Here is a 13,770-nt window from a genome sequence, read left to right as displayed (position 1 = left end):
TTCTCATTTTGTAGTTGTTATTTTTTACATTTGGCTGGGTTCCCAAAAACAATGGTATTGTCTGGCACGTTTTTAACCACTACTGAACCGGCTCCAACAATACTAGAACTTCCAACATGAATCCCTTGGATAATTGTTGCTCCCGCCCCTACATGAGTTGCTTGTCCTATATATACATTCCCACAAAGCACTGCTCCAGGAGCTATATGTACGTGGTTCTCAACTTTACTATCATGATCTATAGAGGCCTTTGTGTTAATAATGCAATTTCTTCCAATAATTGTTCCGGATTGAATTACGGATCCTGCCATAATCTGAACGCCTTCCCCCAGTACCGCATTTTTAGAAACAAATGAATTGGGATGGATCACGTTTAAAAACATATATTGTTTCTGTTTAAATTTCTCGAAAATATTTTTTCTCAGAGTACTATTTCCAATAGAACCTATTCCGTTTATTAAAAAGACTTCTTCTGGTGCATAATGTTCTACATATTTATCGTCGCCAAGTATTGCTACTCCCATGACTTCCAGTTGCGATTCGATATTGCCAGCTATCACACAACCTAATATCTTATGTTCCATCTCTTGAAGTGTATCAATGACAACTTTAGCATGTCCTCCGCCACCCAACACAATAACCGGGCGGTCTAGCCTCATATGTTTTCATCCTGTTCATAATTACGATCTGCCACTTGCCCAAGAATATTCCAATATTCTATTGGTTCTTTCCCAGAACCTGGCCTTTTAATCGTAATATTAATTTCCGAGAATTGCTCGCCTTTTCGGATTGGTCTAGCAGCTACAATGCTTTTTCTAGACGTTTTTATATTCTTGATTTCTGAGGCAGTTGCCACTTTGATTCCAGTCCCTAAAGCAGCGTCTACATCTCGAATAGCCTTAACCATCTCTTGTAGTTCTTTCGGTTCTATTGAAGCTTGATGATCTGGCCCTTGCATATTTCGATCAAGCGTAAAATGTTTTTCAATCACTTCTGCACCTAGGGCAGATGCCGCGATCGGAATCGTTATACCAACGGTGTGGTCTGAATAACCAACTCCGAGTCCAAAAGCGGCACGCATAACTTCCATTGCTTTCAGGTTCACTTCAGTGAAAGAAGCGGGATATTCGGTTGTACAATGCAAAAGCGTTACCATTTCTTTTAACCATTGCTGCCCTGCTACACTTCCGTAAGCCTTTTTTGCCTCTGTCAAATTAAAGCTCTCCGTCGGTTGTCGAAGATAACCAAATGCCAGTACAAATAATGCTGTTTCAATCTCCCCTAAATGGCTCATTCCAGTAGATAATAGAACCTTCTTCTTCATCTGGGATATTTGCAACAACAACGGTGCGTTTGTTAAATCCCCTGAAGAAAGTTTTAAAGTCGTTAGACCGAATGTACTCCCCAATAAATCCACGCTATCGGAATCAAATGGTGTCGATAAAAACTGTATGTTTCTTGTTTCACAATATCGTATTAATCTGAGATGATCATCATGATTCAGTTCTAATTTTTTAAGCATTTCAAACTGCGTCTCATCTTCATTTGTCAATCGTTTCTGATAGTCTGCTTTTGCAGCATGCTTACTGACAAGTTTCTCTGTTTTGAAAGTTTGAAACTTAACAGCATCCGCCCCAGCATCTGCTGCGGTATCAATTAAACGCATTGCTGTTTCAAGAGACCCATTATGATTTACACCTGCTTCAGCAATAATAAAAGTCCTTTTCATAGAACCTCCTTTAGTAACATGAAGGATTCCGCAGCGACTGAGCCAATAGAAATACCTCTGAATGAGGCCAACGCTCGTATAGCTTCATCACTGCGAGGAAAAGGAAATGGAGCTACTTCACTTTTATAATTACGCATTATTTCGATCTTTTCATCCAAGAAGGGTTCTATATTCACAAAAACTTGAGGACGAAAAGCATTTCGGTCAGGATTTAAACCGAACTCTGTTTCTGACAGAGTTTCATATACGAGTACTCTTTGGACTGAAGGATAGCGGAACCATTTCGCACATGCACATGCTGCGTTGAACACGTAGTTATGATCCGAATGGACATCTCCACAGTAAGGTAAATATATGGTATCTGGCTGAAAGTCTCGAATACACTCACCCATTTTTTGCACAATATCCGACAAAGGAATCGTATCTAAATGAGCCGATGGTAAACCTAATTCATATATCTTTTCGAAACCATATGATGCAGATACCAAACTTATTTCTTCTTTTCTCCGCTGAATAAAACCGGAATCGTATCCTAAATTCTCGTTTATACTGGTAACAATTGCCCAAGCAACGGAATCCCCTTTATTTCTATGTTTTAGTAAAGTTCCTCCACAACCTAATGTTTCGTCATCTGGATGTGGGGCGATCACCATAATTCTGCCCATTTGTTTTCCCCTTTCAAAACGTAGAATTCTAATACGTATTTTTTTTAGCTAATAAAACTTGTTTACCTGGTAGTTTCTTAAATATCTCTAGCGTTCGGTCAGCCATGTAACCATCCCCATATACTGAGCTGTGCTTGGTTATTCCTGCCCTGTAATTTTCATCAAAAACAGCTTTATCTAGAGCTGCCCTAATCTCATCCGTATCAGACGAAATGAATTGCACATTATTTCCTGCCAAACGCCCTCGTTGCCTTTCTCCAACATTAATAGAAGGAAGTCCCAAATAACCTGCTTCATGCAAAGCTAGTGATGAGTTACCCAGTAGGACATGAGCGTTGCGTAGAAGGCTAACAAATAAATTTCTAGGCAAATTATTATAAACGATAACGTTATCATTTGCTGAAAATTGGTGAATTACGTCCCTTACACGTTGAAATCCCGGGTCACTATTAGGGGATCCTACGAATACAGGGATGTTCTTTTGAATGCATATTTCCAGACAACTTCGAATTTCTTCGGTAGATTCTTGAATCGCCGAACTTAACGGATGATGAATCAGAATAACATATTTGGAACGAACTAACGGCCCCAATACCTCGGCAAGATCATCTAGTGAAGCCCCTTGCTCCATTCGGAGACGATCAATCCCGGGATTTCCAACAGTAAATACTCTCCATGGTTCTTCACCCATTCGTGTGATCCGTTCAGAATGAGCCTCAGCCATGGTTAAATGAACATGACTTAACTTGGTGGCAGCATGTCTTACAGCTTCATCTACATCCCCTAAAACAGGTAGGGTATGATCGCCACCTGCAATATGAACTACAGGAATTCCTAGATATGTACTGACAAGTGAGCCGACTATAACTTCCTCACGATCTCCAAGAACCACCAAATAATCTGGCATTTCTCTAGCTAAGGTTTGTGTTAATGCCTGCATAAGAATGGCAGCGGATTTCGCTTTTCCCAGTTCACTTTCTGAATATAGTAGGGATTCGATTTTTTCAACAATACGAAATCCATCATTTTCAATTTGTTTATAACTGTTATTATGTAACTCGGTCAAGTGAGCTCCGCATACGATAACGCTCACATCAAATGAAGGGTCTTGGTTCATTCTATATATGACAGGATACAACAAATCATATTCAGAACGTATCCCAGTTAAAAAGAAAACTCGGATCCTTTTCATGTTCTCCTCCCATAGTGCACTTATTATTTCTTCAAAAAATTTATAATTTCGTTGATTTCCACATTAAATAACATATCCAGAATAGAAAGCCCCTCAATAAACTCTCCATTAGATTGATGGTAACGTGGAATGACTCCTTCCTTAAAGGTAACCTGTATATTTTCACGTTTAAATGAATCAAGGTCCATGTAGACTCTTCCACCGGACCCGCTGATGTACTCGGTTGCCTGTACAGATTTACATATATTTAATACCAATTCGGACTTATTCCCCGTAACCTGTAACTCAGACATCCGAATGATAGGCGTTTGTATTTCCAATCGCCGCAAAAGATATAGCAGAAAAGTTTGGTTTATTTGAAATAAAGTTTCATAATTCCCTTTATAAATATTTTCTATATCATTTTCGTATTCTTGCCAATAGGGTGCTTTTTTATATGCGCTATATATAGATTTCCAGTGTTTTTCTTTCCACTGTTCGCCATGAATCTTTTTATCGATTATATGGTCAGATAATTCGCCAGATACGGGAACCGTTAACCAAAAATCCCCTTGTTTATTACGCATTTTATTTCGATTTTGAACCCCGTTTTTTTGATATTGTACGTTATCCATCACAACAAACAAGTCAGCAGAAGCTATTTTAGCGAAATATGGTGCCCAGGGGATGTATTGACTTTGGTGAATTGCAACGGATTTCATCATTTCACTCCTCAGAAGCTATTTCTATTGTTCAAAAAAGACCAACCCAAGGATAGGTTGGCCCATTTGAACATATTTATCAATGCTTTGTCTAAGATTAACGCAACAGAGACAGAACACCTTGTGGTTGTTGGTTTGCTTGAGCTAGCATTGCTTGAGATGCTTGGTTTAAGATGTTGGACTTCGTAAAGTTCATCATCTCTTTAGCCATATCTACGTCGCGAATACGGGACTCGGAAGCTTGAAGATTCTCGCTTGAAGTATCCAAGTTTGAAATCGTATGTTCCAAACGGTTTTGAATAGCACCCAAATTACCGCGTTGTGCAGAAACAGTTTGCAGCGCTGCATCAATGGACTTAATAGCAACCGTTGCTTGAGATTGCGTGGTCACCTGCAAACCTGCAACGCCAAGTGCGCTGGCACGCATGTCATTGATACCAAGAGTAATAGTTTGGTTCGCGTTTGCCCCAATTTGGAAAGTTGCTTGGCCATTCGATTGAACGTTAGCAGCTTGAGTTGTTTGTGAGAAATTAGAGAATGAGTTAGTTGCCGCAGTACGAATTGCACCCGTAGAGTCTTTCACAGTTAATGTCAAACCATTGACAGCTCCTGCAAAGCCCGCAGTAGCAGCGGTAACGACGAGATTGCTTCCTGAGATTGTAGTCGATGTATTAGCTGCAGCATCAAGAGCAGAAATAACACTTGCTACGTCCGTGGTCGATATAACGTTAATAGTCGCGGTAAACGTCGAGCCGTTGACTTGATAATTAATAGTTAACGAATCACCTGTTTTAATTTGAAGAGAGTTGCCTACGGAATCACTTAAATTGGTAAGCAATTTAGCAGTAGTAATAGCACCCCCGGCGGAATCTGTCAAAGCAGCGTTGGTGTTAGCATTAGCAACAGCCACGTTAACAGCAGCTCCCATAGAGCCATCAAGTAGCTTCTTGGTATTGAATTCTGTAGTATTACCGATTCGGTCGATCTCATTCGTCAGCTGTGTCATTTCAGACTGAATGTTAGAACGATCTTGGCTTGTGTTAGTGTCACTGCCCGATTGAACAGACAGCTCACGCATACGCTGAAGGATACTTTGAGTTTCATTAAGGGCACCCTCACCAGTTTGAATCAAGGAAATACCATCTTGAGAGTTACGGCTAGCTTGATCCAATCCACGGATCTGACCACGCATTTTTTCGGAGATTGCTAGTCCGGCAGCATCATCACCGGCGCGGTTAATGCGAAGACCGGAAGATAATTTTTCCAAAGATTTGCTAGTGGCGTTTTGGTTGATACCCATCATACGGTGAGTATTCATTGCAGAAATATTGTGATTAATAATCATTGCTAAATTCCTCCTTGAATTATATAATCGCACATCCATGTGCTTATTTTTGACAAGTCGCGAGCGGCCGCATCGTTTTCTTGTCTTCTATTTTTATATCGTCAATTCTGACCAATTAGTTTATAGTAATTTTACACTTTTTTTCAGCATAGATTTTCATTACTTTTCATAACTAATAACCCAATGCTTCCCGTGTCTTTCCCCAAATTGGAATCCAAAATAACCCTTAACTAGATTTCGTCCCGGGAAACATTCTTCAAGCTCTTGTTCATCCAAAATAATTAGGGTAGCCCCTTCTTGCCCAGGTACGGTGGAACGATATATGCTGTCACCCACCACTATACTGTGGGTGTGTGAGTAATCGCCAACAGCAGCCATTGTTCCCAAGAATATTCCACCAGGTCTCAATACCCGTTCAATTTCGCTCATAGCGTCACGAAAAGTATCCCAGTTGTTATAATATAACACTTGCCAGGCTATGACCACATCAAATGAATTGTCCACGAATGGTATTTTCCCACTCGCATTGCTTTGTAATTCTGCAACGTATCCATCCAGATGCAGCCTTTCTTTTAATTTAGCTATTGCGCAATCACTTACTTCAACACCTGAAAGCTTATATCCTTTTTTGATTAAATGAACTAAATTGGAACCGGTTCCAAATCCGTAATCCAAGATCGTGCTGTGCTTCTTCGGATCAAGCAATCGATGGGTAATCCTTACTAACACATCATCAGGATAGGACAAGTGATTATCATTTCTCTTATATATTTCTTCCCATATTTGATTGTTGGTTTCATAGCTCTGCATATTTGTACCTCTGTGGCGTTTTGAATTGATCAATTCACTTTCTCGTATCGTAAAAAACACTATCGGTGAATGGAATTTCGTACTTCACTCTAGCCGTATTTACTTTGTTGATTCGCCCTATTTGGCTTTTGAGTTTGGTCAATTCACTCTTGACAAAACCACTCAAGTTATGATGAGCCTCTACAAGGTTCAACATAGCTTCCTTTTGCGATCCCGAAAGCTTGTTATCCCGAAGGGAAGATTGTAACTTTACGAAACTATCATCCCAAGCCTTGGACAAGCATTCCCATTCTGACATATCTTCGAAATCATGATCGGTGGAGAGAAAATGTTCTTGTTTTTGGAAAATAATGGTGAGTTGAGCAAGAACGCCATCAATACAAGCATCAGTTGAATTCATTAGCCACCTCCCATTTGGCTAATGAGGTTACTCGACTGAGACTGCAATCTAGAAAGTGCCGTTTCCATCGCAGAAAACTTATTATAATAGGCTGTTTCCTTATCTTTTAATTTAATATTCCAGTCATTAATTTGTGTGTTGTAGTCCGTAATATTTTTTCCGATAATGCTATTATCATAATAGCTGGTTCCCGATCCACCAACGGCAGCCAATTGGGAGATCGTACTGTTGGCCCGATTATACAATTTCCAAGCCACACCATTTTGTGTGCTATCCGTTGCACTATAATTAGTAAACATCTGAATGACTTGATCTGGATTGTTCGTTAGTGCCGCTCGCAGTTTCGTTTCATCCTGTATAATCAAATGGCCTTGCGTTTGATACGCATCTGTCGTAATGCCAATAGATGACAATTGATTTGCAGATCCGGTTGGAAGCCCTTGAACGGTTGAATATGCATCGTTACGGAATCCATATGACGCTTGTTGCAATATACTGTCGTTGTTTAGCACACCACTCTTCGCTTTAGCTTCCCAAGCCTGGATATCGGTATCCTTCATTTCAGCCTTCTGTGCGTCAGTAAGCGGTTGGTAAGACCGGTATACGGTCTCTGAAGCTTTTCCATTTATTTTATCCAGCATCGTGTTGTATTGGGTTAAATAATCTTTGATCTTGTTAACAATTCCGTCTACATCCCTTGTTGTACTTACACTTACAGTACCCGCGTTAACTTTATTCAAGGTGTATTGTATTCCACTAAAGTTAAAGGTATTGGATTGCGAAAAAGTTGTTAGACCATTTACAGTAAACATTGCGTTTTTCCCATCTGAACTGCTAAGCCCCAATGTTCCTGTCAATAGATTTCCAGTAGTATCTGTTAATTTTAATGCTACATCAGTTGTACCTTTACCAGTAGCATTTGCTGACATTACAACTTGACCAGAGTTCTTATCATAGAATGCAGTTGCACCTATTCCAGAACTATTAATCTTACTTAAAATACCATTTACTGTGTCCGCTGTAGTATAGTTAATAGTCGTTGATTTATAAGTACCATCTGTTTGTAAAGCCTGAACAGTAAAGGAACCTGCAGCAGTTAAATTCGCATCAGCATTAGCAACGACTTGTGTGCCAACACTTTGTCCAGCACTAGCAAGTTGTGTTATGTTTGAAAATTGTGCTACCTGATTGGCTCCACTTCCAGTCCCCTTAGAAGTCACAACAGTAGGATCACTCGAGTTACTAGTAAACAGAGCAAAGGAGGATTGCAAACGCATATCCTTCGTACCAGTAATGAACGTTTGTATATCTACATTTAATTGCCTTATGGCATCCTGCTTCCACTGCAGCTTCTGCTTCTGGCCCATTATTTTATCCAACGGGATCCGTTCAGCATCCATCAGTTTCTTGACCATGCCGTCAGTGTCCATGCCGCTAATGAGGCCAGTTACGCGACTATAGTTTGTAGAACTCGTAGAACTTGTACTGCTTACCATAACAATACACTCTCCTCAACTGTTAGGGCTTTATTTTATTTATCAGCATTTTATAAATCGTTGTTAAGCATACGGAATGCTATTCATTGAGATGGTCTGCTTTATCTGACGACATCAGCTGCCTCCTCATAGCTTGAAGGCCAATATCCCTATCCACCTTAAACTGCATTACAGCTTCACGGTTCGACAATTGAATCGCTTCGTAAATTTCCTGACGATATACAGCAAGCGAACGCGGAGCTATAATGCCTAGTTTTATTCCGTCCCCTTCCACGGATAAGACTCTAATTTCAATCTCATCGCCGATTCGTATTGACTCCCCCTTCTTGCGAGTTAACACTAACATCCCGGTTGCCTCCTTGCAGTTGATTTATATCAAGCGATCCTGACGGATTCAAACCATCCGTTTGGGCAATGGGTAGTAATGGCTGACGAATCAAATTTTCAGAATGGTTCAGCACCACTTGGATCGCCTTCCAATTACGCGTATTGATTATCACTGGCGCTTGTAGATTAATTGTGGATTGAACAAGACTTGATCGGTATGTAATGACCCCCCAAACTTGGACATCCTCCGGACGCAGAATTTCTAAATCCATAATCACTTCGTTGGGTAAATCTATCTGGTATTGAGGAAAGAAAGAAAAGGGATTCGCTACAATAAATCCAATATCTTCGTTATCAAGACATTGTAACATTGCAAAGGGCTCTTGTTCTTCGGCCGTTTCACACGAAAATTTGGAATATCCGGAAAAACCAGGTATATCCCTTACAAATTGAATTTCTTGCTTCATTGATCCTCTCGTCTCCTTTCATAGATTAGCTCATATTTAGAAACATCCTTCTGAACCTACTCTAAAGGATTTTTTATAGTCGTTTATCAATAACAGGTGGCGTTATCTCTACAGAGTTACGCTGGGCTAAGTAAGCTGTAAATCTTCCTCGTTGCGAATCGATAACAGGCTTATTAGGAGTTGCCCGGAATTGTACTTCCCCCATTTCCGGTTCCATATGTAGCGGACTAGGGGTGTATTCTTCAGAAACATTCAAATAGCTGGGTTCTCCCGCATATTGTATATCGGAGGGTGGTTGGAAAGCATTCTCCCAAGCTAATTCGGAGATTGCATTCTCACCAGAATTAATAGCTGCCATTCGATTCCCATCCTCTACAATCTTGACAATGGCGGCTGCCGCTATTCCTGGCATTTGGGATGCTACACGGTTATTGGTTGCAAGCACCCCGCCTATCCCCATAGCATCCCAAGCGCGAGATTGGTCGATCTTTAATTCGCCCGTTGATAGGAGGTTAACGTTCATAACAGCTTGCTTCGTATGCATTTCTATCGTAGCTTTCGGCTGCTCTATATTCAGTGTAGCGGGCTCCGCTTTGAAATCTAACCGAGCGTATTGCTGATGAATCTGTATTTGTGGAATGGGAAACATCAGCTACACCTCAATCACAATATATTAATGTAAGAAGTCAATCAAACTTAGCGGAATAATTTTAGCTCCTACAGATAGTGATGCCTGGTAAACATTTTGGGCGGTTTTTAAATTTGTTAGGGTCCCAGCAATGTCCGCATCTGATGTTTTTGAGATTAAAGATTGGAGGTTCACACTCGTATCTTGCGTACGATTATCCGCGAAATCAATGCGATTCATCTTTGCCCCAACTTCAGCTCTTACCGATAAAAATTTAGTCATTCTAGAGTCAATAGGACCCAACATATTACTAATGGCCGAAGGATTATTAGTCTGCAAGGTAGCAACTAATTGTTTCGCTATAGCGAAAACATTGTCGGTATCAGTCGAATTCCCGAAGACTTGATCTCCGGTTACATTAATTGGAAGCGTCACCCCTGTCCCTATCCCAAATTGTATCTTAGAATTTTCCACGTCCACGGTTTCAGCCGCATTAGGGTTGGAGTATGGCATTACATCTGTTTGTTGCCCGTTAAAAATATACTTCCCATTGAATTGAGTATTCCCAATTGATACAAGTTCGTTAGAGAGCTGTGACACCTCACTGCTAATTGAATTAAGTGCATCCTGTGAATTCGAACCATTAGAAGCTTGCACCGTCAATTCTCGCATGCGTTGCAGAACCTGATTCGCCTTGTCCAATGTTGAATCCGTATTATCCATCCAGGACTTCGCTGAAGCTAAGTTCTCAACATATTGTTCGTTTTGCCCATACTCACTCTGATAACGCAGTGTATAGCTCAAACCAACCGGATCATCAGATGGCTTATTTATTTTACGTCCCGATGAAAGCTGAGCTTGAAGGTCATCCATTCTTTGCAAATTTGAATTTAAGTTTCTCATTAAATTCATATTCATCATGCCTTGAGTAACACGTAACGTCATATATTCACCCCTTTAGTAGCTTACCTTGTAACGCCGGTGCCATTTATCAATTTATCTAGAATAGTATCGAATATCGTTAAGGACTTAGCCGCAGCATTATAAGCTTGCTGATATTTAATCATGTTTGACATTTCTTCATCCAGAGAGACCCCGCTTACTGATTGCCTGCGAGAATCTACTTGTTGCACAAGTACATTCTGATTATCCACTTGACGCCCCGACTCTTGAGCTTGAGCACCTAATTGACCCACGACCGCTTGAAAAAAATCATTAATCGTGCCATTTGTTAAAGAGGGAGCTCCACTAGATGTTGGATCAAAGGTGAACTTCGTATTCCTTAGATTAGCGATACCAAGCGCAATATCGTTATTTCCCTGTACAGTTTGGGTTTTACCCGAACTGTCCACATAAACACGAGCAGAAGCTACAATATTGGAAACTTTAGATACTATATCCGGATTAACTGTAATTGAATTCGCAGTAAATTCCGTCTCACCTGGTTTTAGAGTAAAGAATGGAATCCCTGAAACAGGAGGATTGTCTGTCGTATAACCTAGTTGATGCAAACCGTTTATACCATTAACCTGCACTTGTGTATCATTTGCCAGCGTCCTCGCAGCGATCGTCCCGGAATAAGTAACACCATTTAATACCGTACCATCGGGAATTACACTCCCCTTGGGCAAAGTAACTGTCACTTTTCCCTGAACAATCGTATTTATCATGGAATTTAATTGCGTTTTATAGTTGGTTAAATAATTATCACGGGAGTAAATCATCCCGTATATTTCCCCGCTTTTTAAATCTCCTGAGCCAACGGCTGCAACCAGAGTAGCCTGAGTAACAGGACTTGCTCCAGAGGTAGATGAAACCAAGGATGTAGTTCCAATTGCAATATTATATCCTTTATCATCTTCGGTAACCGTAATATTGGCTAGGCTAGATACTTTGTCCACCAGTAAATCCCTCTGGTCCCGTAGATCATTTGCCTTATCACCTAGTCCCTCAGCTCGAGCAATTTGAACGTTTAAATCTGAAATTTGCGATGTATACGTGTTAATCTCTCCGGCTTTAATATCAATATTTTTCGTTAAATCTGAAGAGAGAGAATCTAATTTTGAGCCCACCGAATTAAATGCATCCGTCATTGCAAGCGCATTTTCCTTCAGAGAAGCCCTTGCCGTCAAATTCTCTGGATCGCGGCTAAGAACCTGCCAAGAATTCCAAAAACCATCAACGACTTTCTGTATCCCGGTATCTGAAGGCTCATTTATTATAGCCTCAACTTTTGTTAATGTGTCGTTCCGAGTATTCCATTCTCCGAGAGATTTATTTTCATTGTAATACTGATCATCCAGAAATTTCTCTCGAACCCTTGAAATTTGATTAACATCAACGCCTTGTCCTATCATACCTGCCGCTGTACTTTTGGACAGTCCAAGCGCTTCTAAAGGCTGACTAGCGACTAAGTCGATTCTTTGCCGAGAATACCCCGGTGTATTGGCATTACCTATATTATGACCTGTTACATTCAAAGCCGCTTGATTCGCAAATAGGGCCCTAGTAGATATTTCCAAACCCGAAAAAGTTGACCTCATTTTCTGCTCATCCTCCTAATTTGCATATGACTCATTAAGCACGCGCATCGAATATATTCAATTTGGTTATACTTTGTTGGGCTTCCGTGGGTTTGCTGTAGATAGGTTCATCATCGAACCTACCCAAAAAGAGGTCTAAAGAAAAATCGATGTAGTTTAATGAATCTTCGATCAGTTGCTTATTCAAAGTATTGAGCTCCCGAAGTTTAAGTAAGGTTTTTGATAAATTTTCCTGGGCATCTTGCAAAGACATCTTATCTTCAGCTTTAAAAATCAATTTAACTAACTGACTTACTGTAATCTGTGGATTGGGATGATATCCTCTGGCTATTAGATAACTTCCTGTCTCTTGCAACCGCATTTGTTCTAATTCAGTAACCAGTACCAAATACTTATTTTCTTTATTTACAATCTGGTTCAAAATGTCGACTTTATTTTGAATGATGGCCTGTTTCTTACGCTCACCGAGCTCCAATAAAACAACATGAGCATCATTCAGTTTATATAGAACATCTATTAATGCTTGAATCGACATGATGGTTCACCTAATTTCATTTGATGTAATACATAACTACTTGATATAAGGAAGAAGCTTCTCTGCGATTTTTTTCGCATCCACATGATACGTACCTGATGCGACTGATGACTTCAATTCTTCAATGCGACGGGATTGTTCCTCCGTACGAGCGCTTCCTTGCGCATCAAGCAGTCCCTTCGCTTCAGCCGAAATCTCGACCTGGTCTTTGGGTCTGTCTTTTTTGCCTGTTGCTTGAGCGTACTTTGCATCGCTCGCTTTTTTATAAGGATTGATAGCACCTATACGTTGATTTTCATTAATTTTCATACTCTTCACACTCCTATCACATTGACATATAAAATAAAATGCCGATAATCTTTAGAATTATTATCGGCACCTTACGTATGAAACTTTATATCTCTCTAGTCCTATTTCTTGAACTAATGTCTGTCTTGCAACCGATCCTTAATGTTGAAGCTGATTCTGCCCTCTTGCTTTTTGAGTTGTTCATTCCGCCGCTGATCTTCCGCATTGTTCCTGACATCCTTCACCAGCTTCGCCCGACAAGGTTCGCACATGGTATTTTCACGAATCAACGTCCCGCACACTTCGCATGGATACGACATGTTCGGCGCATTCACAATTGAAATCCGGCCTTCGCGGATGAATTTGGTAATCTGTTTAATTGAGACTTCAGTTGCTTCGCTTAATTCTTGAATAGCCGCACCTCTATTTTCACGCAGAAACTTTACACACTTTTCATATTGCAGTTCAATTTCTTTGACGCAATTCGGGCAAACGTCATTGAATCCCTTTACAAAAATCTTTCCACAACGCGGACAATTCGCAACATTCATGCTCATTGTACAGCCCTCCTTCTACTATTCCCAATAACATATAATTAATTCCAGTTTACCGCAATTCGACATCTTTTGCATATCCTATTTTTC

At 40.3% G+C, this 13,770-nt stretch carries 17 protein-coding genes; all 17 read right to left on the bottom strand.

Annotated elements, in window-relative coordinates; all coding sequences use genetic code 11:
* Positions 1-17: 17 nt before the first annotated feature.
* Positions 18-659, bottom strand: coding sequence for an acetyltransferase (locus ACFQZT_RS19460; protein ID WP_379302506.1), 642 nt, complete (start codon positions 657-659; stop codon positions 18-20).
* Positions 656-1,729 carry an N-acetylneuraminate synthase gene (gene neuB / locus ACFQZT_RS19455; protein ID WP_379302505.1) on the bottom strand — a complete coding sequence of 358 codons (1,074 nt, stop codon included), beginning with the start codon at positions 1,727-1,729 and terminating at the stop codon, positions 656-658. The genes ACFQZT_RS19460 and neuB overlap by 4 nt, the downstream gene beginning before the upstream one ends.
* Positions 1,726-2,394 (bottom strand): PIG-L deacetylase family protein, encoded by a 669-nt coding sequence (locus tag ACFQZT_RS19450; RefSeq protein ID WP_379302504.1) that lies wholly within the window; start codon positions 2,392-2,394, stop codon positions 1,726-1,728. The genes neuB and ACFQZT_RS19450 overlap by 4 nt, the downstream gene beginning before the upstream one ends.
* Before the next feature lie 28 nt (positions 2,395-2,422).
* Positions 2,423-3,586 carry a UDP-N-acetylglucosamine 2-epimerase gene (neuC, locus tag ACFQZT_RS19445; RefSeq protein ID WP_379302503.1) on the bottom strand — a complete coding sequence of 388 codons (1,164 nt, stop codon included), beginning with the start codon at positions 3,584-3,586 and terminating at the stop codon, positions 2,423-2,425.
* Between the two features lie 23 nt (positions 3,587-3,609).
* Complete coding sequence (locus ACFQZT_RS19440; protein WP_379302502.1) at positions 3,610-4,290, bottom strand: WbqC family protein; 681 nt, start codon at positions 4,288-4,290, stop codon at positions 3,610-3,612.
* 94 nt (positions 4,291-4,384) lie between these two features.
* Positions 4,385-5,632: a flagellin N-terminal helical domain-containing protein gene (locus ACFQZT_RS19435; RefSeq protein WP_379302501.1), complete on the bottom strand. Its 1,248-nt coding sequence runs from the start codon at positions 5,630-5,632 to the stop codon at positions 4,385-4,387.
* 159 nt (positions 5,633-5,791) lie between these two features.
* Positions 5,792-6,442 (bottom strand): class I SAM-dependent methyltransferase, encoded by a 651-nt coding sequence (locus tag ACFQZT_RS19430; RefSeq protein WP_379302500.1) that lies wholly within the window; start codon positions 6,440-6,442, stop codon positions 5,792-5,794.
* Between the two features lie 34 nt (positions 6,443-6,476).
* Positions 6,477-6,842: a hypothetical protein gene (locus ACFQZT_RS19425; RefSeq protein ID WP_379302499.1), complete on the bottom strand. Its 366-nt coding sequence runs from the start codon at positions 6,840-6,842 to the stop codon at positions 6,477-6,479.
* Positions 6,842-8,338, bottom strand: coding sequence for a flagellar filament capping protein FliD (gene fliD, locus ACFQZT_RS19420; RefSeq protein ID WP_379302498.1), 1,497 nt, complete (start codon positions 8,336-8,338; stop codon positions 6,842-6,844). Before fliD ends, ACFQZT_RS19425 begins: the two co-directional genes overlap by 1 nt.
* Positions 8,339-8,417: 79 nt before the next feature.
* Positions 8,418-8,684, bottom strand: a complete 267-nt coding sequence (csrA, locus tag ACFQZT_RS19415; protein ID WP_379302497.1) for a carbon storage regulator CsrA — start codon at positions 8,682-8,684, stop codon at positions 8,418-8,420.
* Complete coding sequence (locus ACFQZT_RS19410; RefSeq protein ID WP_379302496.1) at positions 8,635-9,132, bottom strand: flagellar assembly protein FliW; 498 nt, start codon at positions 9,130-9,132, stop codon at positions 8,635-8,637. Before ACFQZT_RS19410 ends, csrA begins: the two co-directional genes overlap by 50 nt.
* 73 nt (positions 9,133-9,205) lie before the next feature.
* Positions 9,206-9,781, bottom strand: coding sequence for a DUF6470 family protein (locus ACFQZT_RS19405; protein WP_379302495.1), 576 nt, complete (start codon positions 9,779-9,781; stop codon positions 9,206-9,208).
* Positions 9,782-9,805: 24 nt separating this feature from the next.
* Complete coding sequence (flgL, locus tag ACFQZT_RS19400; RefSeq protein WP_379302494.1) at positions 9,806-10,705, bottom strand: flagellar hook-associated protein FlgL; 900 nt, start codon at positions 10,703-10,705, stop codon at positions 9,806-9,808.
* A gap of 20 nt (positions 10,706-10,725) precedes the next feature.
* Entirely contained in the window at positions 10,726-12,303 is a 1,578-nt protein-coding gene (gene flgK, locus ACFQZT_RS19395; RefSeq protein WP_379302493.1) for a flagellar hook-associated protein FlgK, read from the bottom strand.
* Positions 12,304-12,337: 34 nt separating this feature from the next.
* Entirely contained in the window at positions 12,338-12,838 is a 501-nt protein-coding gene (locus ACFQZT_RS19390; protein WP_379302492.1) for a flagellar protein FlgN, read from the bottom strand.
* Positions 12,839-12,874: 36 nt separating this feature from the next.
* Entirely contained in the window at positions 12,875-13,147 is a 273-nt protein-coding gene (gene flgM, locus ACFQZT_RS19385) for a flagellar biosynthesis anti-sigma factor FlgM (protein WP_379302491.1), read from the bottom strand.
* Between the two features lie 113 nt (positions 13,148-13,260).
* Positions 13,261-13,677 carry a TIGR03826 family flagellar region protein gene (locus ACFQZT_RS19380; RefSeq protein WP_379302565.1) on the bottom strand — a complete coding sequence of 139 codons (417 nt, stop codon included), beginning with the start codon at positions 13,675-13,677 and terminating at the stop codon, positions 13,261-13,263.
* Positions 13,678-13,770: the final 93 nt, after the last annotated feature.

The sequence above is a fragment of the Paenibacillus sp. GCM10027628 genome, from assembly GCF_042676385.1.
In the GTDB taxonomy this organism is placed as follows: domain Bacteria; phylum Bacillota; class Bacilli; order Paenibacillales; family NBRC-103111; genus Paenibacillus_E.
This window is presented reverse-complemented; position numbering and strand designations above follow the sequence as displayed.

Coding starts and splice junctions, on each gene's coding strand:
- ACFQZT_RS19460 (WP_379302506.1), bottom strand. CDS start 659: ATGAGGCTAGACCGCCCGGTTATTGTGTTGGGTGGCGGAGGACATGCT.
- neuB (WP_379302505.1), bottom strand. CDS start 1,729: ATGAAAAGGACTTTTATTATTGCTGAAGCAGGTGTAAATCATAATGGG.
- ACFQZT_RS19450 (WP_379302504.1), bottom strand. CDS start 2,394: ATGGGCAGAATTATGGTGATCGCCCCACATCCAGATGACGAAACATTA.
- neuC (WP_379302503.1), bottom strand. CDS start 3,586: ATGAAAAGGATCCGAGTTTTCTTTTTAACTGGGATACGTTCTGAATAT.
- ACFQZT_RS19440 (WP_379302502.1), bottom strand. CDS start 4,290: ATGATGAAATCCGTTGCAATTCACCAAAGTCAATACATCCCCTGGGCA.
- ACFQZT_RS19435 (WP_379302501.1), bottom strand. CDS start 5,632: ATGATTATTAATCACAATATTTCTGCAATGAATACTCACCGTATGATG.
- ACFQZT_RS19430 (WP_379302500.1), bottom strand. CDS start 6,442: ATGCAGAGCTATGAAACCAACAATCAAATATGGGAAGAAATATATAAG.
- ACFQZT_RS19425 (WP_379302499.1), bottom strand. CDS start 6,842: ATGAATTCAACTGATGCTTGTATTGATGGCGTTCTTGCTCAACTCACC.
- fliD (WP_379302498.1), bottom strand. CDS start 8,338: ATGGTAAGCAGTACAAGTTCTACGAGTTCTACAAACTATAGTCGCGTA.
- csrA (WP_379302497.1), bottom strand. CDS start 8,684: ATGTTAGTGTTAACTCGCAAGAAGGGGGAGTCAATACGAATCGGCGAT.
- ACFQZT_RS19410 (WP_379302496.1), bottom strand. CDS start 9,132: ATGAAGCAAGAAATTCAATTTGTAAGGGATATACCTGGTTTTTCCGGA.
- ACFQZT_RS19405 (WP_379302495.1), bottom strand. CDS start 9,781: ATGTTTCCCATTCCACAAATACAGATTCATCAGCAATACGCTCGGTTA.
- flgL (WP_379302494.1), bottom strand. CDS start 10,705: ATGACGTTACGTGTTACTCAAGGCATGATGAATATGAATTTAATGAGA.
- flgK (WP_379302493.1), bottom strand. CDS start 12,303: ATGAGGTCAACTTTTTCGGGTTTGGAAATATCTACTAGGGCCCTATTT.
- ACFQZT_RS19390 (WP_379302492.1), bottom strand. CDS start 12,838: ATGTCGATTCAAGCATTAATAGATGTTCTATATAAACTGAATGATGCT.
- flgM (WP_379302491.1), bottom strand. CDS start 13,147: ATGAAAATTAATGAAAATCAACGTATAGGTGCTATCAATCCTTATAAA.
- ACFQZT_RS19380 (WP_379302565.1), bottom strand. CDS start 13,677: ATGAATGTTGCGAATTGTCCGCGTTGTGGAAAGATTTTTGTAAAGGGA.